Source organism: Lysobacter sp. KIS68-7 (assembly GCF_021284745.1).
In the GTDB taxonomy this organism is placed as follows: Bacteria; Pseudomonadota; Gammaproteobacteria; order Xanthomonadales; family Xanthomonadaceae; genus Noviluteimonas.
On sequence record NZ_CP089925.1, the window covers coordinates 949,524 to 971,442 of the forward strand.

General features: G+C 66.8%; 20 protein-coding genes. 8 read left to right on the forward strand and 12 right to left on the reverse strand.

Annotated features, from left to right (window positions below; genetic code table 11):
- Nucleotides 1-64 precede the first annotated feature (64 nt).
- From LVB87_RS04520 to dnaA, 7 genes are all read right to left on the reverse strand, one after another.
- A complete protein-coding gene (locus tag LVB87_RS04520) occupies nt 65-724 on the reverse strand; it encodes an energy transducer TonB (protein ID WP_232899722.1) in 660 nt (219 codons plus the stop codon).
- Between the two features lie 153 nt (nt 725-877).
- Entirely contained in the window at nt 878-2,011 is a 1,134-nt protein-coding gene (locus tag LVB87_RS04525; protein ID WP_232899723.1) for a tetratricopeptide repeat protein, read from the reverse strand.
- 118 nt (nt 2,012-2,129) lie between these two features.
- Nucleotides 2,130-2,951: a M48 family metallopeptidase gene (locus LVB87_RS04530; RefSeq protein ID WP_232899724.1), complete on the reverse strand. Its 822-nt coding sequence runs from the start codon at nt 2,949-2,951 to the stop codon at nt 2,130-2,132.
- A 131-nt stretch (nt 2,952-3,082) separates the two neighbouring features.
- Nucleotides 3,083-5,554, reverse strand: a complete 2,472-nt coding sequence (gene gyrB, locus LVB87_RS04535) for a DNA topoisomerase (ATP-hydrolyzing) subunit B (protein WP_232899725.1) — start codon at nt 5,552-5,554, stop codon at nt 3,083-3,085.
- A gap of 111 nt (nt 5,555-5,665) precedes the next feature.
- Entirely contained in the window at nt 5,666-6,754 is a 1,089-nt protein-coding gene (gene recF / locus LVB87_RS04540) for a DNA replication/repair protein RecF (protein ID WP_232899726.1), read from the reverse strand.
- Between the two features lie 73 nt (nt 6,755-6,827).
- On the reverse strand, nt 6,828-7,928 hold the full coding sequence (gene dnaN / locus LVB87_RS04545; RefSeq protein ID WP_232899727.1) for a DNA polymerase III subunit beta: 1,101 nt from the start codon (nt 7,926-7,928) through the stop codon (nt 6,828-6,830).
- A gap of 226 nt (nt 7,929-8,154) precedes the next feature.
- Nucleotides 8,155-9,477 carry a chromosomal replication initiator protein DnaA gene (gene dnaA, locus LVB87_RS04550; protein ID WP_232899728.1) on the reverse strand — a complete coding sequence of 441 codons (1,323 nt, stop codon included), beginning with the start codon at nt 9,475-9,477 and terminating at the stop codon, nt 8,155-8,157.
- Nucleotides 9,478-9,650: 173 nt separating this feature from the next.
- Here dnaA and rpmH point away from each other — a divergent pair, with 173 nt between their 5' ends.
- The 6 genes from rpmH to LVB87_RS04580 all read left to right on the forward strand — a co-directional run bounded on the left by rpmH (nt 9,651) and on the right by LVB87_RS04580 (nt 14,859).
- Nucleotides 9,651-9,791: a 50S ribosomal protein L34 gene (gene rpmH, locus LVB87_RS04555; RefSeq protein ID WP_156640208.1), complete on the forward strand. Its 141-nt coding sequence runs from the start codon at nt 9,651-9,653 to the stop codon at nt 9,789-9,791.
- Between the two features lie 35 nt (nt 9,792-9,826).
- On the forward strand, nt 9,827-10,234 hold the full coding sequence (gene rnpA, locus LVB87_RS04560; RefSeq protein ID WP_232899729.1) for a ribonuclease P protein component: 408 nt from the start codon (nt 9,827-9,829) through the stop codon (nt 10,232-10,234).
- Nucleotides 10,235-10,296: 62 nt separating this feature from the next.
- Complete coding sequence (gene yidC, locus LVB87_RS04565; RefSeq protein WP_232899730.1) at nt 10,297-12,000, forward strand: membrane protein insertase YidC; 1,704 nt, start codon at nt 10,297-10,299, stop codon at nt 11,998-12,000.
- Complete coding sequence (gene mnmE / locus LVB87_RS04570) at nt 12,000-13,346, forward strand: tRNA uridine-5-carboxymethylaminomethyl(34) synthesis GTPase MnmE (protein WP_232899731.1); 1,347 nt, start codon at nt 12,000-12,002, stop codon at nt 13,344-13,346. Before yidC ends, mnmE begins: the two co-directional genes overlap by 1 nt.
- 33 nt (nt 13,347-13,379) lie before the next feature.
- Entirely contained in the window at nt 13,380-13,685 is a 306-nt protein-coding gene (locus LVB87_RS04575; RefSeq protein ID WP_232899732.1) for a hypothetical protein, read from the forward strand.
- A 145-nt stretch (nt 13,686-13,830) separates the two neighbouring features.
- On the forward strand, nt 13,831-14,859 hold the full coding sequence (locus LVB87_RS04580; RefSeq protein ID WP_232899733.1) for an energy transducer TonB: 1,029 nt from the start codon (nt 13,831-13,833) through the stop codon (nt 14,857-14,859).
- 74 nt (nt 14,860-14,933) lie between these two features.
- Here the strand turns inward: LVB87_RS04580 and LVB87_RS04585 are convergent, their stop codons facing one another.
- From LVB87_RS04585 to LVB87_RS04600, 4 genes are all read right to left on the reverse strand, one after another.
- Complete coding sequence (locus LVB87_RS04585) at nt 14,934-16,112, reverse strand: ABC transporter permease (protein ID WP_232899734.1); 1,179 nt, start codon at nt 16,110-16,112, stop codon at nt 14,934-14,936.
- Nucleotides 16,109-16,861 (reverse strand): ATP-binding cassette domain-containing protein, encoded by a 753-nt coding sequence (locus tag LVB87_RS04590; protein ID WP_232899735.1) that lies wholly within the window; start codon nt 16,859-16,861, stop codon nt 16,109-16,111. Before LVB87_RS04590 ends, LVB87_RS04585 begins: the two co-directional genes overlap by 4 nt.
- Complete coding sequence (locus LVB87_RS04595; RefSeq protein ID WP_232899736.1) at nt 16,861-18,411, reverse strand: alpha/beta hydrolase; 1,551 nt, start codon at nt 18,409-18,411, stop codon at nt 16,861-16,863. Before LVB87_RS04595 ends, LVB87_RS04590 begins: the two co-directional genes overlap by 1 nt.
- A gap of 64 nt (nt 18,412-18,475) precedes the next feature.
- Nucleotides 18,476-19,201 carry an FAD-binding oxidoreductase gene (locus LVB87_RS04600; RefSeq protein WP_232900455.1) on the reverse strand — a complete coding sequence of 242 codons (726 nt, stop codon included), beginning with the start codon at nt 19,199-19,201 and terminating at the stop codon, nt 18,476-18,478.
- Between the two features lie 157 nt (nt 19,202-19,358).
- On the opposite strand from LVB87_RS04600, the gene LVB87_RS04605 reads away from it, so the two are divergent.
- On the forward strand, nt 19,359-20,312 hold the full coding sequence (locus tag LVB87_RS04605; protein WP_232899737.1) for an ABC transporter ATP-binding protein: 954 nt from the start codon (nt 19,359-19,361) through the stop codon (nt 20,310-20,312).
- Nucleotides 20,309-21,115, forward strand: coding sequence for an ABC transporter permease (locus tag LVB87_RS04610; protein WP_232899738.1), 807 nt, complete (start codon nt 20,309-20,311; stop codon nt 21,113-21,115). The genes LVB87_RS04605 and LVB87_RS04610 overlap by 4 nt, the downstream gene beginning before the upstream one ends.
- Before the next feature lie 6 nt (nt 21,116-21,121).
- Here the strand turns inward: LVB87_RS04610 and LVB87_RS04615 are convergent, their stop codons facing one another.
- Complete coding sequence (locus LVB87_RS04615; protein ID WP_232899739.1) at nt 21,122-21,913, reverse strand: TatD family hydrolase; 792 nt, start codon at nt 21,911-21,913, stop codon at nt 21,122-21,124.
- Nucleotides 21,914-21,919: the final 6 nt, after the last annotated feature.

Consider the following 21,919-nt stretch of genomic DNA (forward strand, 5'->3'; position numbering starts at 1 on the left):
GTCTGGAAAGAATGGAATTACTAGGGAAAAACAAAAATCGATAAAGGGAGTTGCGTTGTAACGATTAACCCGATTGCTTCAGGTCGAGCGGCAAGATGCCCGAACCCGGCTGCCCGGGGCACAGCTTGATGCGGCGGGCCCACTGCTGGGCGGCGCGGTCGACGTTGCGATCGCGGCTGCTCTGCGCCACGCCCACGTCGGTGACGGTGCCGTCGGCCTGGTACGTCAGCGACAGCTTCATCATGCCGGCGATGCGGGCACGCGAGATCGCGCTCTGCAGCGGCGTCAGCGAAGGCATGTTGCAGATGCTGGCACGCAGGTCGCTCGAATCGCGTGTGGGACCCGTCGGCGCGGCCGGCGGAGCCGGCGGAGCCGGCGGCGGAGCCTGGACGTCGACCGGGGACGGTTCGTCGAAGACAACCGGCGGTTCTTCCGGCGGCGGCGGGAGGGGGCTGGGCTTCGGCACCGTCTGCGGCTTCAGCACGATCTGCTTCGGCGGTTCCGGCGGCGGCGGCGGCGGCGGCGGGGGCGGCGGCGGCGGCTTGATGAAGTTGACGAGGGTCACTTCTTCTTCTTCCGCCTGGGCACCCGGGGGCGCGACCGGCATGAGCAGCAGCATCAGCGCCGCGACATGCAGGGCGATCACGAAGGAAATGCCGACGATGCGCGGCCAGTTGAGCGGCTGGCGTTCGTGCCTGTCGGGGTGCGGCAAGTTATCCGTCATGCGCAAGGCTCGGGGGGTAGGGCCCGACGCCTTTTACGCGTCGGATTTGCAATGCAGGCCGCCGGAAACGAAGCGGCCGCGGGAATTTCCAAGCATATACCAATCCCGCGGGCGTACACCAATGCCGATTCCGCGGGATGTGATGTATCTCAATTATCGATTCGAGAGGATTTCTTTTGCCTCTGCCGGCTTCTTGACACCCTTGTCCAAGGCCTGCTGAGCCGCGGCCTTGGCCTCGGACGTCTTGCCCTGGTCGCGCAGGATCTTGGCAAGGTTGAGGTAGGCCTCGCCGTCGGATGCCATCGGCGCGGCCTTTTTGTAGAAGGTAATGGCGTCGCTGTCACTGCCCGTGAAGTAGGCGTTCTGGCCGAGGATCATGTAGTCGGTGGCGAGTTCCGGGCCCGGCTTGAGGATGCCCTTGGCTTCGCCGTCCTCCATCACGCGCTGCGCGTCCTTGTACTTTTCGGCGTTCATGTAGCCGACGTAGAGCGCACGCAATTCCTTCGGCTCGGTGAGCATGCCCTTCTTGTACGCGTCTTCGAGCAGCGCGTTCGCCTTGTCGTCCTGCTTGGCTTCCTGGTAGGTCGCCACGGCGTTCATCAGCGCCTTCTTGTCGTTCGGGTTCTTCGCGAGCTGCGCTTCGTACATCTTCACCGCTTCATCGCTGCGGCCGAGGTTGGCGAGCAGGTTCGCGCGCAATGCCTGCGCATCCGGCTTGTCGACCTTGGTTTCGCCGAGGAAGCGGTCGAGCGTGGCGAGCGACTTGTCGTACTGCTTGAGGTTGTATTGCACGACGGCCAGGTTGTACATGACCTGGTAGTGGCTGTTGTTTTCCAGGCCGTTGGCGTCGATCGCCTTCTGGAAGTAGTCGGCGGACTTGGCTTCGTCGTTGAGCGAAGACTCCGACGCCGCGGCGAGCTGGTAGGAGAAGGACTTCTCGTACGGGTTGGAGTCGCTCTTGCCGGCGAGCGCTTCGGCCTTGGTGACCACGTCGGCGTACTTCTGCGCGTCGTAGTCGGCCTGCAGTGCCTGCAGCGCCTTGAGGTTGTCGCCCTTCGCCTTCGCTTCCGGCGACACGCGCGTGGCGTTCGGGAAGAGCTGCTGTTCCTGGGTTTCCGCCTTGGCGGTGTCCGTGCCCTTGCCGAGTTCCTTCATGCGCTTGGCGCGCTGCTCGCGCATCGACGTCGAGCCCGCCTGTTGCTGCGCGAACACGGGCGCGGCGATCGCAAGGGAGAGGGCAGCGCAGACCGCAATGGTCAGCGGACGGATGTGGGAGAAAGCGTTCATCGGAATCCTCTTCGGCAGGCTGGGCTGCGGGTGGGGGGCGCGGGGCCGGGGGGCGGTCACGCTAGCAGAAAGCAAGTAAGAAATTGCATGGGTGCAACAAATCGGGTTGATGGCTGGTTCACCCGCACTTGGGGCGCCGGCCGGCAGCACGGGCCTGTTCGTACACAGGGACGAGCGAGGCCGCGCGCTGCTGGAGCTCGCGGATGCGGGCTTCGGGGTTGGGGTGCGTGGAGAGCCACTGGGGCGGCCGGCTGCTGCTGTTGCTTGCGGCGATCATGTTCGTCCACAGGTCGACGGCGCCGCGCGGGTCGAAGCCGGCCTGCGCCATCAGTTGCTGGCCTACGACGTCGGCCTCGCTCTCCTGCTGTCGCGAGCCCGGGAGGAGGAAGCCCGTCTGCGCCAGCACGCTGCCACCCTGCATCGCGACGTCGCCGATGCCTGAGCCATAACGCGAACCTAACAAAGCGCCCAGCACTTGCACGGCGCCCTGCGCGCCCATCTGCCGCGTGATGCGTTCCTCGTGGTGGCGCGAAATGACGTGGCCGATTTCGTGCGAGATCACGCCCGCCAGCTGGTCCTGGTTCTTCGCGACGCGAAAGATGCCGGTGTACACGCCGACCTTGCCGCCAGGCAGTGCGAACGCGTTCGGCTCGTCGTCCTGGAAGACCACCGTTTCCCAACCGCCCTGCCAGTTCGGCGGGAGCTGTTGCGTGATCGCGGCGACGATGCACTGGGCTTCGCGCTGTTGGCGCGCATCGCTGGTCGGGCGCTTTTGCGCCTTCACTTCGTTGAAGGCCTGCGTGCCGAGCTGGTTGAGTTCCTCCTGCGACACGCCGCCGACGACCTGGGTGCGACCGGTCGGCGAGGTGGTGGTGGCACAGGCGGCCACGATGGCGGAGATCGCGAGGGCGAGCGAGGCAGTCTTCAGGGCGTGCGGCATGGGGAATCCGAATTCAGGTTCGTTGTCGTCATAGGACAGGGTCCCTGAATTCGGCGTCAAACGGCCGGCTGCCCGGACCGGCCGTTGTCCGGCCGGTCATGTATGCGATGCGCGCGTGCAGCGCGCCGCGGTCACACGTCGAGGTTGGCGACCTTGAGTGCGTTGTCTTCGATGAACTCGCGGCGCGGTTCGACCACGTCGCCCATCAGCGTCGAGAAGATCTGGTCGGCGGCGACGGCGTCTTCGATGCGCACCTGCAGCAGGCGACGCGTCTCCGGATTGACCGTGGTTTCCCACAGCTGCTCGGGATTCATTTCGCCCAGGCCCTTGAAGCGCTGGATCTGGCGACCCTTCTTCGCTTCTTCCATCAGCCATGCATGCGCATCGGCGAAGCGCGTGATCGCTTGCGCGCGATTGCCGCGCACGATCTGCGCGCCTTCGCGCACCAGGCCGTGCAGGAGCGTTGCGGCTTCGCGCACCGTGCGCAGCTCGCCGGATTCGAACGCGGCGACAGGCAGCACCTGCACGAGGTCTTCGCCCATGTGCGCGCGGTGCACGACGAGGGCAGCGGGGCGCGATTCGGTGGCGGCGTGCGTTTCGATGCGGTAACGCGGACGGCCGAGGCCGCCCTGGTTGAGGCGCTTTTCGATCGCATCGAACTGCGCGCGCAGCGCTTCGGGATGCGCGAGCTGCGCTACGTCGAGCGGCGCGGCATCGAGCAGGCCTTCGAGCAGCGCCGGATCGTAGCGGTGTGCGTTGCGCGCGATCGCATCCTTCGCCGATGCGTAGGCGAGGAGGAGTTTCTCGAGGTTGGCGCTTTCGATCGGCAGTTCGCCGTCGGCGGGGATCAGCGTCGCGCCTTCGACGGCGTTGTTCGCCAGGTAGGCGTCGAGCGCCGCGTCGTCCTTCAGGTACAGCTCGTTTTTGCCCTGCTTCACCTTGTACAGCGGCGGCAGGCCGATGTAGATGTGGCCGCGCTCGATGAGCTCGGGCATCTGGCGGTAGAAGAACGTGAGCAGCAGCGTGCGGATGTGCGAGCCGTCCACGTCCGCGTCGGTCATCAGGATGATGCGGTGGTAGCGCAGCTTGTCCGGGTTGTATTCGTCCTTGCCGATGCCGGTGCCGAGCGCGGTGATCAGCGTGCCGACTTCCGCGCTGCCGAGCATGCGGTCGAAGCGCGCGCGTTCCACGTTGAGGATCTTGCCCTTGAGCGGGAGGATCGCCTGCGTCTTGCGGTTGCGACCCTGCTTCGCCGAACCACCTGCCGAGTCACCCTCGACGATGAAGAGTTCGGACAACGCCGGATCCTTTTCCTGGCAGTCGGCGAGCTTGCCGGGGAGGCCGGCGATGTCGAGCGCACCCTTGCGGCGGGTGAGGTCGCGCGCCTTGCGGGCGGCTTCGCGGGCACGCGCGGCGTCGACGATCTTGGAGGCGATGGCACGGGCCTCGTTGGGGTGTTCTTGCAGGAACTCCTCCAAACGTGCACCGAACGTGCTCTCAACGACCGGGCGAACCTCGGACGAGACCAGCTTCTCCTTCGTCTGCGACGAGAAGCTCGGGTCCGGCACCTTGACCGACAGCACGGCGATCATGCCTTCGCGCATGTCGTCGCCGGACAGCGTGATCTTCGCCTGCTTGGCGATGCCGTTCTGCTCGATGTAATTCGACAGCGTGCGCGTCAGCGCCGCGCGGAAGCCGATCAGGTGCGTGCCGCCATCCTTCTGCGGAATGTTGTTGGTAAAGCAGAACATCGTTTCCTGGTACGCGTCGGTCCACTGCAGCGCGACGTCGACGGTGATGCCGTTCATTTCGCCCGACACCGAGATGACATTCGGGTGCAGCGGCGTCTTGAGTTGCGCCAGGTGCTCGACGAAGGAGCGGATGCCGCCTTCGTATTCGAAGACATCGCGCTTGCCTTCGCTGCCGTCTTCCTTGATGCGCAGGTCGGTGAGCGTGATGCGCACGCCGGAGTTGAGGAAGGACAACTCACGCAGGCGCTTGGCCAGGATGTCGTAGTGGAATTCGACGTCGGTGAAGATCGCCTTCGCCGGCTTGAAACGCAGCAACGTGCCGCGCTTGTTCGACGCGTCGAGTTGCTTCAGCGGATACAGCGATTCGCCGAGCGAGTATTCCTGTTGGTAGTGGTGCCCGTCGCGCCAGATGTCGAGCCACAGATGCTCGGACAGCGCGTTCACCACGGACACGCCCACGCCGTGCAGACCGCCGGACACTTTGTAGCTGTTGTCGTCGAACTTGCCGCCTGCGTGCAGCACGGTGAGGATCACTTCCGCTGCGGAAATGCCCTCTTCCTTGTGGATGTCGACGGGAATGCCGCGCCCGTTGTCGCTGACCGAAACCGAACCGTCTTCGTGCAGCGTGACGTTGACTTCGCTTGCATGGCCGGCGAGCGCTTCGTCGATCGAGTTGTCGACGACTTCGAACACCATGTGGTGCAAGCCGGTGCCGTCGTGCACGTCACCGATGTACATGCCGGGACGCTTGCGAACGGCCTCGAGGCCGCGCAGGACGGTGATCTTGCTTGAGTCGTAGTTGCTGTTCTGGACGGTGGGCGATTCGCCCGCGACGTGTTCTTGCTGCGACATGCGGCTAGGGGCTCCCGCGACGCGCCCGGGGCGCGTCGTGACACATTAGCTATGGATGCGTGCAGTCTACCAAACGATGGCCATGCAGCGCCGCGTACGCAGACATGGACGCTATCTGTCTTCAGGCGCGAGCCGGCCCTGTTCGATGCGGAATCGGACGAGTCGGTCGGCGAATGCGTCCAGGGCCGCGGGGGCGTCCGTGCCGGTGACGAAGACCTGCGCGCCCGTTGCCGCGAGACCTTCGACGACCCGCGCCTGGTGGTGCCGATCCAGTTCTGACGCCAGGTCGTCGAGCGCGATGACCGGCCAATCCCCCGCGAGCTCGGCGTGGAGCCGCGCCTGGGAAAGCAGCAGCGCCAGCGCGGTGAGCTTGGCTTGGCCGCGAGAGAGCGCTTCCCGCCCGGGAAGCCCGCTCCAGCCGATGCGGACGTCGGCCCGATGCGGCCCGACGCTGGTGAAGCCGGCCATGAGGTCGCGTGGTCGGCTCAGCAGCAGTGCGTCGGCCAGCGCGAGCTCTTCGCGCTTCCAGCCTGGCTGAAGATCCAGGCTGTTGGCGCCGATCGCGGGGGCAAGGCCGGTGGCCTCGGACGCAAAGATTCCCTGCCACTGCGCGATGTAGGCCTCCCGGCTGCGGGTGATGGATTCCCCGCTGTCGGCCAGTTCGTGCTCCCAGACGTCGAGTTCCGAGGGGCGGCCACCCGACTTGAGCAAGGCATTGCGCTGCTTTAGGGCCCGGGCGTAGCGCCGCCACACGCGAAGGAAGTCCGGTTCCACGTGGAACAGGCCCCAGTCGAGCAGCCGGCGGCGGTTCTCGGCCGGCCCCGTCACTAAGGCATGGCTGCCGGGTTCAAAGGTGACGACGGCAAGCGCAGCGCAGAGCTCGCCAAGATGGGCCACATTGGCGCCGTCCAGCCGACCTTCCCAATCCTGGCCGGTGTGGCGCAGGCCCGCGCGACGCTCCCGCCCACCGGCCTCCTGCCAGCCGACGAACAGCTCCACGGCCTGATCGCCCTGCCGGATGAGCCCGTCCCGCACGCGCCCCCGGAAACTGCGCCCGTAGGCCATCAGGTGCAGGGCTTCGAGCACGGAGGTTTTGCCCGCGCCGTTGTCGCCCGTCAGCAGATTAAGGGCGGGGCCCGGCGCCAAAGCGAGACGGTCGAATCGCCGGAGCCCCGCGACTTCGAGCCGGGTTACGTGCATACGGCCGCCCCAAAGCAGAACGCCCGGGCGGGGCCGGGCGTTCGGATCGTCCGTTCCACGTGGAACACGTCGATCACAGGCGGAGCGGCATTACCACGTGGCGGCACTTTTCGCTGCTGGCCTCGCGGACGAGGGCCGAAGAGTTGGCGTCGCGCAGCTGCAGGACGATGTACTCGTCGCGCAGGGCGGACAGGGCGTCGAGCAGGTAGTTCACGTTGAAGCCGATCGCCAGGCCATCGACCCGGGTTTCGGCTTCGATCTCTTCCTGCGCCTCTTCCTGCTCCGGGTTGTGCGCGTTGATGCGCAGCTGGCCCGGCGAGACTTCGATGCGGACGCCGCGGTACTTCTCGTTCGAGAGGATCGCCGCGCGCTGAAGCGCCGCACGCAGCACCTCGCGATCGACCTTGACCTCGCGATCCGCACCGATCGGGATCACGGCTTCGTAATCCGGGAAGCGGCCGTCGATCAGCTTGCTGGTGAAGGTGACATCGTCGCGCTTGACGCGGATGTGGCTGCGGCCGACTTCGAGCTCCAGCTCGCGATCGCCGCCTTCCAGCAGGCGCTGCAGCTCGGTCACGCCCTTGCGCGGCACGATGATCTGGCGCTTCGACTGCGCGCCGCCATCGAGCGGCGACTCGCACAGCGCCAGGCGATGGCCATCGGTGGCCACGCAGCGCAGCGCCTTGTCGCGCAGGTCGAAGAGCAGGCCATTGAGGTAGTAGCGCACGTCCTGTTGGGCCATCGCGAACGCCGTGCGTTCGATCAGTTCCTTCAGGCCCGCCTCCGGCACGCGCACGCGTTCGGTGGCTTCGACCTCGTCGACCGACGGGAAGTCGTTCGCCGGCAGGCTGGCCAGCGTGAAACGACTGCGACCGGCCTGGACCGTGATCTTGTCGCCCGACTGCGACACCGTGACCTTGCTGCCGTCCGGCAACGCACGAACGATTTCGAACAGCTTGCGCGCCGGGATCGTCGTCTCCCCGTCCTGCGCGTCATCGACCGCTTGCCGGGCCACCATCTCGACTTCGAGATCCGTGCCCGTCAGCGAGAGCTGACCCTGGCGTACCTGCACCAGCAGGTTGGCCAGGACCGGAAGGGTCTGTCGGCGTTCGACGACATTGACGACTTGCGCCAACGGCTTCAGGAAGACTTCGCGTTGCAGGCTGAAACGCATGCGGTCTGGTTCCCCGGGTCCAAGCTCTGAAAGGATGGATAAATCAAAAGAATGGTGGTGCTTGGTGTCGCGAAAATCTGGGTGGAACTACCGCAACTGCTTGATCTTGAAGCGTTTATCGACGTGAGCAAGGCGTGTATATCCTGGCTCCCACGGTCGGGAAAAGTTGTGGATAACGTTCGGGGCCCCTGGGGCGCACCTGCCTTATCCACAGCTTTCCCCGCACTCATTCACTGAGTTTGCGGATGAGCTTGTCCCAGTCCTCCCGCAACTTGCCGTCGGTCTCCATCAGCCCCTTGATCTGGCGACAGCCATGCAGGACGGTCGTGTGGTCGCGACCGGCGAATGCATCGCCGATCTCGGGCAGGCTGTGTTCGGTGAGCTCCTTGGCCAGCGCCATGGCAACCTGGCGCGGGCGAGCCAGCGAACGCGTCCGCCTTTTCGACAGCAAATCCTTGACCTGCAGGCCGTAGTAGTCTGCCACGGTCTTCTGGATGTTGGGGATGCCGATCGCTTGCTGCTGCGCGCGCAACAGGTCGCGCAGCGTCTCCTGCGCGAACTCCGCGGTGATCGCGCGTCCGGTGAAGTTGGCGCGCGCCGAAAGCGTGTTGAGCGCACCTTCCAGGTCGCGCACGTTCGAGCGCATCTTCTTCGCGATCAGGAACGCCACGTCCTCCGGCAGGCTCGCCCCGCGCTCGCGCGCCTTCGAGAGCACGATCTGCGCGCGCGTCTCGAAATCCGGCGGTTCGATCGCGACCGACAAGCCCCAGGCCAGGCGCGATTTCAACCGCGGCTCCAGGCCCTCCACTTCGCGCGGATAGCGATCGCAGGTCAGGATGATCTGCTGCTTGCCGTCGAACAGCGCATTGAAGGTGTGGAAGAACTCTTCCTGCGTGCGGTCCTTGCCGGCGAAGAACTGGATGTCGTCGATCAGCAGCGCGTCCACTTGCTGGAATTGCCGCTTGAACGCATCCATGGTCTTGTCCTGCAGCGCTTTCATCATCGCGCTGAAGAACTGTTCGCTGCGCAGGTACATCACGCGGAAATTCGGGTTGTTCGCGCGCATGGCGTTACCGGCCGCGAACATCAGGTGCGTCTTGCCCAAGCCGGTGCCGCCGTAGAGCAGCAGCGGATTGTGCGAGCGGTCGCCGGGCTTCAGCGCCGCCTGCCATGCAGCCGCGCGACCCAACTGGTTGCTGCGTCCTTCGACGAAGTTGTCGAACGTGTAATGCGTGTCCAGGTTGCCCTGGAAGGATTCACCCATTGGCGGCCGTGCGGGCGTGGGCGCTGGCGTCGGTGCCGCGGCCGGTTCGCGCCGCAGCGCGCCGATCTCCAGGCTGACTTCCGACGCGCCTGTGAAATGCACGAGCAATTCGCGGATGCGGGGGAGATAGCGCTCTCGCACCTCTTCCATCACGAATGCGTTGGGTGCGTACAACACGATGCCGTCGTCGCGCAGGCGAGCCTGCAGGGGCTTGAGCCAGGTGTGGACGTCCTCGGCCGGCAATTCGGCTTCAAGGCGTTCGAGGCAACGCGGCCAGGCTTCCATGGAGCAGCAGATCTCGTCGACAGTCCATCGGCGCGACGGGAGCCGCGCTGTGGATAAGTAGGGGCGAGGCAGACTACCACCGATCCTTTCACACGTATCGCGGGTTGACCGACTCGCCAAGCCCCCCTAAACTCCCGCGTCTTTTCCGCCGCACAACCGCAGCGAGCAGCACCATGGCCACCAAGCGCACCTACCAGCCCAGCAACTTGAAGCGCAAGCGCGACCACGGTTTCCGTGCCCGCATGAAGACCGCCGACGGCCGCAAGGTCCTCGCACGTCGTCGTGCCAAGGGCCGCCGTCGTCTGACTGTCTGACCCGACGGCCCGTAGTGGCCGACGAGACACGCCCCGTGGACGCCGGCCTGCCGCGCAGCGCACGCGTCCGCACCCGGGCCGACTACGACCGCGTCTTCGGCGACGGTCGACGCAACGCAGATCCCCTCCTGAGCCTGCACTGGCTGCGCAGCGACGCACCTGCGCGCCTGGGCCTTGCCGTTTCGCGCAAGGTCGATCCGCATGCCGTCGGCCGCAATCGCATCAAGCGCATCCTGCGAGCCGAGTTCCGCCAGCTCCGCATGACGCTGCCCGCGGGCGACTACGTCCTGGTGGCCCGCCCCGCTGCCCGCACTTGTGATGCCGCCGCCCTGCGCGCGGCGTTTTCGTCATTGTTGCGACGCGCCGGCGCGTTGCCGCCCGCACAGGCCGGCGGCACAATGCCCGCCGCTTGTCCGCCGGGCGCTTTGCCCCCATCCCCTTGAACTTTCGCGCGCTGCGTTTTTCGAAACGCCGCGCCGCAACGACTCTCGCCCGAGCCCCCCGAATGAACCAGACCCGCGTTTTCCTCCTTTTTGCCTGGCTCATGGTGGCCACGCTCCTCTACATGGAGTGGAACAAGGAGAAGGACGCCGCGAACGCGCCCGCGCCGGTCGCGGCCGCGGCCGCGACCACCGGTAACGCGATCCCCGGCAACGCCGCCATTCCGACGGCACCTGCGAATGCACCTGCCAACGCCATGGTGCCCGCCGCACCGGCGACGTCGGCGACTTCCAACGCCGCACGCACGGGCGAACTCGTCACCGTCACCAGCGACGTCCTGCGCCTCACGCTCGACGGCGGCAGCGTGCGCAGCGCCGAGCTGCTGCGCTACCCGGTGGATGCGAAGTCCGGCGAGGCCGGCAACATCAAGCTCTTCGATCCCTCGCCCGCGCATTACTTCGAAGCGCAAAGCGGTTGGGTCAGCAACAACGGTCCCGCGCCGAACCACACCTCGGGCTTCATGCCGGAAGGCAACGCGCGCGATTTCACGATGGCGCAGGGCGCGCCGTCGGTCAGCGTGCCTTTCACGTGGACCGGCCCGAACGGCGTGACGATCCGTCGCACGTTCACGCTCGCGCGCGGCAGCTACGCGCTGGAAGTGCGCGATGAAGTGATCAACAACGGCACGGCGCCCTGGCAGGGCTACGTGTATCGCCAGCTGATCCGCAATCCGCCTCCGCAGAAGTCGGGCTACACGAATCCCGAAGCACTCGCCTTCCACGGCGCCGCCTGGTACAGCCCGCAGGACCAGTACGAGCGTCGCAAGTACGCCGACTTCGTCGGTGATGGTCCGCTCGAAAAGGACGTCACCGGCGGCTGGATCGCGCTGCTGCAGCACTACTTCTTCACCGCGTGGATCCCGAACGAGAAGGACACCTCGAAGTTCTCGCTCACCACGTCGCCGGAAAACGGCGTCAACAATTTCGTCGTGCGCTCCTTCGGCCCCGGTGTCGACGTTGCGCCCGGCCAACGCGCCGAAACCTCCGCGCGCCTGTGGGTGGGTCCGAAGCTCCAGAGCGCGATCGACACGCAGCATGTCCCCGGCCTGACGCGCGCGGTCGACTTCAGCCGTTTCACCACCATGGCCACGCTCGCCGGCTGGCTGTTCTGGGTGCTGACGAAGATCCATGCGGTCGTCGGCAACTGGGGCTGGTCGATCATCGGCCTGGTGTTGCTGATCCGCCTGCTGCTCTATCCCATCGCCGCCAAGCAGTTCCAGTCGATGGCGAAGATGCGCAAGCTTGCGCCGCGCATGCAGCAGCTGAAGGAACGCTACGGCGACGATCGCCAGAAGCTGCAGCTCGCCACGATGGAGCTGTACAAGAAGGAAAAGGTGAATCCCGCCGCGGGCTGCCTGCCGATCTTCGTGCAGATGCCGATCTTCCTCGCGCTCTACTGGATGCTGTCCGAATCGGTCGAACTGCGCCACGCGCCGTGGATCGGCTGGATCACCAATCTCTCCGCGCCGGATCCGTTCTTCATCCTGCCGGTCCTCAACGTCGCCATCATGTGGACCACGCAGCGCCTGACGCCGATGACGGGAATGGATCCCACGCAGCAGAAGATGATGCAGCTGATGCCGCTCGTGGTCGGCGTGACGATGCTCTTCTTCCCCGCGGGCCTGGTGCTGTACTGGGTCACCAACGGCGCGCTCGGCCTGTTGCAGCAGTGGTCCATGCTGCGCCGCTACGAGCACCTGACGAAGTAGTGGCCGACGCCGACGCCGACACCATCGTCGCCATCGCCACCGCGCCCGGTGCCGGTGGCGTCGGGGTGGTGCGGTTGTCGGGTCCGCGCAGCCGCGCGATCGCCGAAGCGCTCTGCGATTGCGCACTCGTGCCGCGGCACGCGCATTACGTGCGCATGCGCGCCAACGACGAAACCCTCGACGATGGCATCGCGCTCTACTTCGCCGCGCCGGCGAGCTTCACCGGCGAGCACGTGGTGGAACTGCAGGCGCACGGCAGTCCCGTCGTGCTGCAACGCATCGTCTTCGAATGCATCGCACGCGGTGCGCGCCAGGCGCGGCCCGGCGAGTTCAGCGAACGCGCGTACCTCAACGGCAAGCTCGATCTCGCGCAAGCCGAGGCCGTCGCGGACCTGATCGCCGCCGGCGACGCGCGCGCGGCCCGCGCCGCGCGTCGCGCCCTCGATGGTGTGTTCTCCGAACGCGTCGAAGAGATTGCCACCGAACTGCTGCACCTGCGGATCCATGTCGAAGCGGCGATCGACTTCGCCGACGAACCCATCGACACGCTCGGCGGCGCGCAATTGCGCGAAGGCTTGGCGCACGCGACCACCGCGCTCACGCGCCTCATCGCCGACGCCGAACGTGGCCGCAAGCTGCGCGATGGCCTGCACGCCGTCATCGTCGGTCCGCCCAACGCGGGCAAGAGTTCGCTGCTCAACGCTCTCGCCGGAAGCGAACGCGCGATCGTCACCGACATCGCCGGCACCACGCGCGACCTGCTCCACGAGACGGTGCGCCTGGATGGCGCCGAACTCACGCTCGTCGACACCGCAGGCCTGCGCGAAGGCGGCGATGCGATCGAACAGGAAGGCATGCGTCGCGCACGCAACGAACTGCGCCGCGCGGACCTGGCGATCGTCGTGCTCGATGCGCGCGACCCGGACACAGGCCGCGCCGCCGTCGCCGACGCAATCGCCGACGTGCCGCAGCGTTTGTGGATCCACAACAAGACCGACCTGCTTGCCTCGCCCCCGCAAGCGCCGGCCGGCACCGATCCCGTCTTCGTCTCCGCGCACACCGGCGCCGGCCTCGACACCCTGCACGCCCGCCTGCGCACCCTGTCCGGCGCGGAAGCCGCCGACGCGGTTGAAGGCACCTTCACCGCACGCGCCCGTCACGTCGATGCCCTGGTCCGCGCCGCCGCGCACGTCGACGCCGCTTCGCGCGAACTCGCCCACGATGCCCTCGAGCTGGCCGCCGAATCCCTGCGCGCCGGCCACGACGCCCTGGGCGAGATCACCGGGCGCGTCACCGCCGACGCCCTCCTCGGCCATATCTTCGGCAGCTTCTGCATCGGCAAGTGAGTAAGCTCGGGGCGGGCACTTGGGAGCACCGGGATGGCCACGACCCGCAAGCCGGCGAAGCAGGCTCCGACGCGCAAGCCCGCGGCGAAGAAGCGCGTCGCGAAACAGGCAGCGCCGCCCCTGCCTTCGAGCCGCCACGCCGTGCGCGCCTCGCTGCGCAACGTCGACCTGACCAAGGCCACCACCGCGCTCACCCTGGTGCTGCGCGACGAGGGCGAAAAGATGGGCGAGCTCGTCGTGGGCCGCGGATCGTTCTTCTGGAAGGCGCGCAACGGGAAGAAGCGCAAGCGCATCACCTGGGCCGATTTCGCCGCCCTGATGGACCGCCATCCCGGCTGACGCCCCCGCGGTCCTGATTCAACGGGCCGCTTCAAACGAGGAATCCGCTTTTTTCCGGCCGGGGGAGTTGACAAACCCCCGCCGCTGGCGCGTCCATACGCGCACGTGCCCGATGATGGCGCACAGACAGGGGAGTGGTTCCGTTATGCACGCAAATACAACGACGCACGCGCGACCGCGCGTGACGCGCAAGCATCTGTACGTCCTGGCCGCGCTGGGGATGGCGCTGGCCGCATGCAACAAAGAACCGGCGCCGAACGCCGCCGGAACCGCCGCCGCCGCGACGGCCGCCGCCGCGGTTGCGCCGCCGCCGCCGGCGGTCTCCGAAGCGGTCCAGGCCATGAGCGCCGACCAGCTGCGCGAAGCCGCCAGCACCGCGCTGCGCGAGCAGCGCCTGTACGCGCCGGCCGGCAACAACGCGATGGAGTACTACCTCGCCCTGCGCGACAAGGCGCCGAGCGATCCGGCGGTGGCCAGCGCGCTGACCGACCTGATGCCCTACGCCCTGATCGCCACCGAGCAGAGCATCCAGCGCGAGGACTTCGTCGAAGCGCAGCGCCTGTACGCGCTCATGGAGAAGACCGACTACGAGGCCCCGGCCCTGCCGCGCCTGAAGAAGACGATCGCCGACGCGCAGACGGCCCTGGCCGCCCGCACCGAGCAGGACAAGCTGAAGACCGAGCAGGACGCCAAGACGAAGGCCGACCTCGAGAAGACGCGCCTCGCCCAGCAGGCCGCCGCGCAGCAGCAGGCCGCGCAGCAGCTCGCCGCGCAGCAGGCCCAGCAGGAAGCCGACCGCAAGGCCGCTGCCGACAAGGAAGCTGCCGCGCAGAAGGAAGCCGCCGCGAAGACCGCAGCGCCTGCCTCGCAGCCGGCGACCGCCGCCGCCGCGCCGACCCGCACCGCTTCGGCTTCGCCCAGTGGCCTGAAGCCCGTCTCGACGCCTGCGCCGAAGTATCCGCCCGAAGCGGCGCGTCGCCAGCAGAGCGGCGAAGTGCAGGTGGAGATCACCGTCGGCACCGACGGCTCGGTCACCAGCGCGCGCGTCGTCGACGCCACCCCGCCGCGCATCTTCGACCGCGAAGCGCTCGCGGCCGTGAAGCGCTGGAAGTTCGAACCGCTCGACGCGCCGGTGACGACGCGTCGCACGATCAACTTCCGCCCCGGCGGTTGATCGCGACACGCAATCCGCGCAACAAAAAAGCCCGGCGAAAGCCGGGCTTTTTCTTTGCATCGAACGTCCTCGACTCAGGCCGAGATCGCCAGGCGTTCCTGGTGGTAACGGCGCGTCGCCGCGAACCACAACACCAGCGCAAGGCCAAAGCCCGCGGCCAGGTACACGCCCCACTGCATCATCGCGATGTCCTCGCCGCGCACCACCTTGAGCAACATCTGGTTCTGCGCGAGGAAGGGCACGGCGAACATCCACAACTGGTTCTTCACCGGGCTCACCATCAGCGCGATCGTCGGGATCATCGGCATGAGCATCAGCACGCTCATGTAGCTCTGCGCCTCTTTCACCGACTTCGCACCCGCCGCGATGAACGTCAGCAGCGACGTGCCGATGAACAACATCGGCAGCAGGATCATCAGCATCTTCGCCACCGCAGGCACGCTCACGTCCATCTGGCGCCCGATGCCAGGCGAGAACGCGGCGCCGACCTTGAACGCCATCAGCGTGAGCAGCAAGGACGTGAACCCGACCAGGCACGCCGCCGCGATCTTGCCCGTCACCACCGCGCCGCGTTGCGCCGGCGTGGCAAGCAGCGGTTCGAGCGACTGGCGTTCGCGCTCGCCCGCGGTCGTGTCGATGATCAGGTACGCGCCACCGATGAACGCACTGAGGATCAGCAGGTAAGGCAGGAACGCCATGACCATGCCGCGCCGCGCTTCCGGCGTCGACAGGTCCTTGTGCGACACCGCCAGTGGCGCCGCGACACCGGGATTCATGCCGCGCGCGAGCAAGCGCAACGCACCCACCTGCTGGCCGTAGCGCTGCAACGCATCTTCGATGCGCTTCACGGGAATATCCGAGTCCTGGCGCGTGCTGTCGTGCACGATCTCCACCAGCGCCGGCGCGCCTTCGTGCCAGTTCTTCGGGAAGTCGTCGCCGACGCGGATGTACACGTCTTCGATCTGGTTGCGGATCGCGGTGTCCAGGTCGCCCTGGAACGCCTTGCGATGGATGCCTTGCCCTGCGAGCCATGCGATCAGGTTCGGCGCACGCTCGGCACCGACCATCGGCACTTCGAGCGGCTTTTCGATCTGGCTCTTCGCGCGCGACTCGGCGAGCGACAGGATGCCGAGCATGATCGCCGGCGTGAGCAGCGGACCGAGCACCAGCGCGAGCAGCAAGGTGCGCCGGTCGCGCACGAACTCGCGCAACTCCTTCTGCATGATCGTCTTGATCGATTTCATGGATTTCATGCGTGCAGCCCCTCGTCCGAGCCGATGAGACGCACGAAGGCATCCTCGAGGTTCGACTCCCCCGTCTGTTGGCGAAGTTGGTCCGCCGTGCCCTGCGCGACCACGCGACCGTGCGCGATCACCACGATGCGATCACACAGCGCGGCGACCTCCTGCATGATGTGGCTGGAGAAGATCACGCAACGACCCTCCCCGCGCAGCTGGCGCAGGAAGTCGCGCAAGCCGCGCGTGGTCATCACGTCCAGGCCGTTCGTGGGTTCGTCGAGGATCACGTTGCGCGGATCGTGCACGAGTGCGCGCGCGATCGCGGTCTTGGTGCGTTGGCCCTGCGAGAAGCCTTCGGTCTGCCGATCCAGGAAGTCGTCCATCTGCAACGCGGTCGACAATGCACGCGTGCGCGCTTCGATCGTTGCCGCATCCAGCCCGTGCAGCTCGCCGAAGTAACGGATGTTCTCGCGCGCGGTGAGGCGCTTGTACACGCCGCGCGCATCGGGCAGCACGCCCAACGCACGCCGCGCCGCTTCCGCATCGGCCGCGACGTCCTCGCCATCGACCAGAACGCGCCCGCTTTCCGGCTGCATCAGTGTGTAGAGCATGCGCAGCGTCGTGGTCTTGCCTGCGCCGTTGGGGCCGAGCAAACCGGTGATTTCGCCGTCGCGCGCTTCGAAGCCGACATCGTCGACTGCGACGACCGGCGCGCTCTTGCCCTTGCCCGGGAAAGTCTTGCGTAGATGTTCCGCGACGATCATTACGGCTCCCATCCATTGAACGTGGTGAACGGCGGCGTGTAGGCGAGGCTGTCGAGGCATTTCGCGTCGAGGCCCTTCGCATCCGTCGTGTCGAGGAAATGCGCGAACAACTTCGGCATGCAACCCACGCCGATGACGTTGTGGCCCTGGCCGCGCAGCACGAGCACGCGGCCGTTGGGCAGCGACTTGGCCACTTGTTCGGCGTAGGCCGGCGGCGTCACCGGATCCAGTTCACCGGCCAGGAGCAACGCGGGCACCTGCGTCGCCAGCGGCGCGTGGAAATCGCGCGGCACTTCGCCCTTCGGCCACACCGCGCACTGCGCCTGCAGGAGGTCGACCAGCGAATTGCCGAGGATGGACGAGGACATGGCCGCATCCACGCGCAAGCCCGCGGCATCCTCGCTGCACACCACCGACAACTGCATGCCGGCCATCATGTTGTCGGCGAGGCTGCCGCTCAGCATCTTCGACAGCGACATCAACTGCTCGTAGCGGCCTTCGCTCGCCTCGTGCAGCAGCAGCGGCAGGATCGACGAGGCGAGCGGCGCATACGCATACATGCGCGTCAGTCCCGCGACGTGCGCCGGACGCAGGTGCTCTTCGTGCATTTCGCCCGTGCTCGCATCGCGGAAGCGCACCAGCGGCGAGTCGTCGCGCAGCTTCGCCATCAGCGTGTCCAGGCGTTCGCGCGGGTTGCCGAGGGTTTTCGTGCAGCCCGGCGTCTTCGCGCAGCGCCCGAACTGCAGGTCGAGGGCGCTTTCAAGATTCCGCGCGAAATCGTTGCCGAGGAAGATGGCATTCGGCGCAACCGAATCGAGCACGATCGTGCGCGTGTGCTGCGGGAAGCGCATCGCGTACTGCTGCGCCACGCGGGTGCCGTAGGACACGCCCATCAGGTTGATCTTGTCGGCACCGATCGCCGTGCGCACCGCATCGAGGTCGCGGATCGCATCGGTGGTGGTGTAGAAGCGCAGGTCGGCCTTCTTCGAGAGCTGGTCGCGGCACTTGATCGTCGCCGCGCGCATCGCGTCAGGCGATTCCTCGGCGCCGTCGTCAGCCTTCGCCGCACCGGTGTCGTCGTCGAACTTGCACTGCAACGGATTCGACTGGCCCGTGCCGCGCTGGTCGACGAGCACGATGTCGCGGTGCTTGCGCAGGTCGCCGAAGGCCGGCATGAACGGCGCGAAGCTGTCCGTCGAAGATTGGCCCGGACCCCCGGCGATCATGAAGACCGGATCCGGCAAGTGGTCGCCGCTGTCGTCGGACGGCAGCCAAGCGATGTTGAGTGCGATGTGGCGTCCGTTCGGCAGCGCCGGGTTCTCCGCCACCGACAAGCTTCCGCACTGCGCTTCCACGCTCGCCCCGACGGGCGGCGTCAGCGTGCACGGACGGAAGGCGATGCGGCCAAGCTTGCGTTCGGGGGCAGGTTCGGCGGCAACGGGCTTTTGCGGCCCCGTGCTTTTCCGGGGCGCCTGGTGCTGCCAGGCGCGGTACCCCAGCACGCCGGCGATGATCGCCAGGGCCAGGATGAAACGAGACTTGCGGGACATCGGCGCGCTTCCCTCCATCGTTGGACATCCAGCATGACAGGACGCCCCGGGGGAAGGAATGTGACTACTTGCTGCTGATGTACTTCTCGCGGCGGATCTGCGGCACCGGCAGGCCGGCGCCCTTCAGCGACTCGAAGCAGGCATCGACCATGTTGGGGTTGCCGCACAGATAGGCGATGTCGCTGGCCGCGTCCGGTGCGAACGCCTCGAGGAACTGCTGCACGTAGCCGTGCCGCACGTCGGCATGCGCGTGCGGCGAATCGGGGGCGGGCAGCTCGCGCGAGAAACACGGCACGAAACGGAAGTGGTCCGGGTGCTTGTTCGCGAAGGCGCGGAACTCCTCGCCATACAACAGCTCCACCGGCGTGCGCGCGCCGAACAGCAACACCACCTGCACGCCGCGCTCGGCGATCAGGCGCTCGATCTCCGGAAGCATCGCGCGATAGGGCGTCACGCCCGTGCCGGTGCCGATGAGCAGGTAGCGCTTGTTCGCATCCGCCGGCATCAGGCAGAAGCGACCGTAGGGGCCGCTCGCATCGACCAGCCCGCTCTCGGGCAGGCCTTCGAACAGGGCCGTCGCCGCACCGCCCGCCACGTAGCTCACCGCGATCTCCACGGCCTCGCCCGGACCCATCGCGTGGTCGTGGATGGTGGCCAGGGAGTAGCTGCGCTTGGTCGCCGTGCCGTCCGCATAGTGGAAGTGCACCTGCAGGAACTGCCCGGGGATGAAATCCAGGGGCTGGCCGTCGTCGCGGACGAAGGTCAGGTGCGCGACGGTCGGCGCCAGCATGCGGCGCGCAACCAGCTTCAGCGGGAAATGGACGATGGCCAAGGCGTGGGATTCACTGTGCAACGGACCGTCGCGCCGGCGGGCGCACGGGGCCGCCTATACTACCGGCTTCGCCGCGAATCCTGCGGTCAAAAGGCCCCGGATGCCCGCCCCTGCGATGTCCCCCGACGCGAACTCGACGCCCAACGCACCTGCGCTGAGCGTGCGCGACCTGCGCAAGACCTACGACAACGGCGTCGAAGCGCTCAAGGGCGTGTCCCTCGATGTCCGACCCGGTGATTTCTTCGCCCTGCTCGGCCCCAACGGCGCCGGCAAGTCCACCCTCATCGGCATCGTCAGCTCGCTGGTGAACAAGAGCGCGGGCGAGGTCGAAGTGTTTGGCGTGGACATCGCGCGCAACCGCAGCGAAGCGATGCGCCTGGTCGGCCTGGTGCCGCAGGAAATCAACTTCAACCTGTTCGAGAAGCCGTTCGACATCCTGGTGAACTACGCCGGGTTCTACGGCATCCCGCGCGAGGTCGCGATGCAGCGCGCGGAAGTGGAACTCAAGCGCGCGCACCTGTGGGAGAAGGCGAACGTCATGTCGCGCACGCTCTCGGGCGGCATGAAGCGCCGCCTGATGATTTCGCGCGCGATGATGGTGCAGCCGCGCCTGCTGATCCTCGACGAACCCACCGCGGGCGTCGACATCGAGATCCGCCGCGGCATGTGGAAGACGCTGCGCGAGATCAACGCGGCCGGAACCACGATCATCCTCACCACGCATTACCTGGAAGAAGCCGAGAGCCTGTGCCGGCACCTGGCGATCATCGACAAGGGCACGATCGTGCAGCAGGGCCCGATGAAGAAGCTGCTCGCGCAGCTCGACGTCGAAGGCTTCCTGTTCGACATCGATGGCCAGCTGCCGCAGGTGTTGCCGGTGATCGAAGGCACGACGCTCGACGTCGTCGACGACCACACGCTCGACCTTGAAATGCCGCGCGCGATGGACCTCAACCGCGTATTCGCAGCGCTCGGCGAAGCCGGCATCCGCGTGCGCTCGATGCGCACCAAGTCCAATCGCCTGGAAGAACTGTTCGTGCGACTGACGTCGAAGGAAGGCAGCCAGTGAACACCGTCGTCGCCACGCCCGAGCAGGCCACGCCCGCGCGCCGCCACTGGATCGCGCTGACCACCATCGTCCGCCGCGAAGTCACCCGCATCCTGCGCATCTGGGCGCAGACGCTGGTGCCGCCGGCGATCACGATGACGCTGTACTTCCTGATCTTCGGCGGCCTGATCGGTTCGCGCGTGGGCACGATGGACGGCATCAGCTACATGGCCTTCATCGTCCCGGGCCTGGTGATGATGAGCGTCATCCAGAACAGCTACGGCAACATTTCTTCCTCCTTCTTCGGCGCGAAGTTCGGTCGCCACGTGGAGGAGCTGCTCGTCAGCCCGATGCCGAACGTGGTGATCCTGGGCGGCTACGTCGCCGGTGCCGTGCTGCGCGGGCTGATGGTCGGCGTGATCGTGCTCGCCATCGCCATGCTGTTCACGCCGGTGCGCATCCCGCATCCGTTCGTCACGCTCACCACCGTGCTGCTCGGCGCGACGATCTTCTCGCTCGCCGGTTTCGTCAACGCGGTGTATGCGAAGAAGTTCGACGACATCGCGATCGTGCCGACCTTCATCCTCACCCCGCTCACCTATCTCGGCGGCGTGTTCTATTCGGTGAAGCTGCTGCCGGGCTGGGCCGAAACGGCCACGCACCTCAACCCGATTTTCTACATGGTCAACGCCTTCCGCTACGGCCTGCTGGGCGTCTCGGACGTGCCGTTGTGGGTGGCGTATGCGCTGATGCTGGGTTTCGTCGCCGCGTTGTCGGCGATCGGGTTGTACCTGCTCAAGCGCGGGATCGGGCTGCGCAGCTGACGCAACTCAGGACGGCAGGCGGAAGAAGTCCGTCGCCGTCCGTGTCGTCGCCGCCGCGACGACCTCGACGGACTCGCCACGGTCGCGCGCCAGCTCTTCCACGATGTGCGCCAGGTACATCGGCTCGTTGCGCCGATGCGAGGGCTGCGGCCGCACGGTGCGCGGCAACAGGTAGGGCGCATCGGTTTCGATCATCAGGCGGTTCGCGGGAATGTGCTTCACCAACTCGCGCAGGTGCAGGCCGCGGCGTTCGTCGCACAGCCAGCCCGTGATGCCGACGTGCCAGTCCTGGTCGAGGTAATCGAACAACTCCTCGCGCGTGCCGGTGAAGCAATGCACCACCACGGGCGCGAGCTTGCCGTCGAACTGCTTCATGATCGCCATGAAGTCCGCATGCGCGTCGCGCTGGTGCAGGAACAACGGCTTGCCGGTGTCGGCCGCGATCTGCAACTGCATTTCGAAGGCGCGCCGCTGCGCAGGACGCGGCGAGAAATCGCGGAAGTAATCGAGCCCGCATTCGCCCACCGCGACGACCTCCGGCAGCGCCTGCAACGCACGCATCTCCGAATCGCATTCGGCGGTGTACTCGGTCGCATGGTGCGGATGCACGCCCGCGGTGGCGAACAGTTCGCCCGGATGCGCGCGCGCGAGGTCCGCGGCCATCGGCGAATGCGCGCGACTGGCCCCGGTGACGATCATGCGCGCCACCCCGGCCTCGCGGGCGCGCTGCATGACCGCATCGCGGTCGTGGTCGAAGCTGTCGTGGGTGAGGTTGGCGCCGATGTCGATGAGTTGCATGGGCGC

What these genes read in the sequence shown, in the direction of transcription:
- LVB87_RS04520 (WP_232899722.1), bottom strand. Translation starts at nt 724, where the DNA reads ATGACGGATAACTTGCCGCACCCCGACAGGCACGAACGCCAGCCGCTC.
- LVB87_RS04525 (WP_232899723.1), bottom strand. Translation starts at nt 2,011, where the DNA reads ATGAACGCTTTCTCCCACATCCGTCCGCTGACCATTGCGGTCTGCGCT.
- LVB87_RS04530 (WP_232899724.1), bottom strand. Translation starts at nt 2,951, where the DNA reads ATGCCGCACGCCCTGAAGACTGCCTCGCTCGCCCTCGCGATCTCCGCC.
- gyrB (WP_232899725.1), bottom strand. Translation starts at nt 5,554, where the DNA reads ATGTCGCAGCAAGAACACGTCGCGGGCGAATCGCCCACCGTCCAGAAC.
- recF (WP_232899726.1), bottom strand. Translation starts at nt 6,754, where the DNA reads ATGCACGTAACCCGGCTCGAAGTCGCGGGGCTCCGGCGATTCGACCGT.
- dnaN (WP_232899727.1), bottom strand. Translation starts at nt 7,928, where the DNA reads ATGCGTTTCAGCCTGCAACGCGAAGTCTTCCTGAAGCCGTTGGCGCAA.
- dnaA (WP_232899728.1), bottom strand. Translation starts at nt 9,477, where the DNA reads ATGGAAGCCTGGCCGCGTTGCCTCGAACGCCTTGAAGCCGAATTGCCG.
- rpmH (WP_156640208.1), top strand. Translation starts at nt 9,651, where the DNA reads ATGGCCACCAAGCGCACCTACCAGCCCAGCAACTTGAAGCGCAAGCGC.
- yidC (WP_232899730.1), top strand. Translation starts at nt 10,297, where the DNA reads ATGAACCAGACCCGCGTTTTCCTCCTTTTTGCCTGGCTCATGGTGGCC.
- LVB87_RS04575 (WP_232899732.1), top strand. Translation starts at nt 13,380, where the DNA reads ATGGCCACGACCCGCAAGCCGGCGAAGCAGGCTCCGACGCGCAAGCCC.
- LVB87_RS04580 (WP_232899733.1), top strand. Translation starts at nt 13,831, where the DNA reads ATGCACGCAAATACAACGACGCACGCGCGACCGCGCGTGACGCGCAAG.
- LVB87_RS04585 (WP_232899734.1), bottom strand. Translation starts at nt 16,112, where the DNA reads ATGAAATCCATGAAATCGATCAAGACGATCATGCAGAAGGAGTTGCGC.
- LVB87_RS04590 (WP_232899735.1), bottom strand. Translation starts at nt 16,861, where the DNA reads ATGATCGTCGCGGAACATCTACGCAAGACTTTCCCGGGCAAGGGCAAG.
- LVB87_RS04595 (WP_232899736.1), bottom strand. Translation starts at nt 18,411, where the DNA reads ATGTCCCGCAAGTCTCGTTTCATCCTGGCCCTGGCGATCATCGCCGGC.
- LVB87_RS04600 (WP_232900455.1), bottom strand. Translation starts at nt 19,201, where the DNA reads ATGCTGGCGCCGACCGTCGCGCACCTGACCTTCGTCCGCGACGACGGC.
- LVB87_RS04605 (WP_232899737.1), top strand. Translation starts at nt 19,359, where the DNA reads ATGTCCCCCGACGCGAACTCGACGCCCAACGCACCTGCGCTGAGCGTG.
- LVB87_RS04615 (WP_232899739.1), bottom strand. Translation starts at nt 21,913, where the DNA reads ATGCAACTCATCGACATCGGCGCCAACCTCACCCACGACAGCTTCGAC.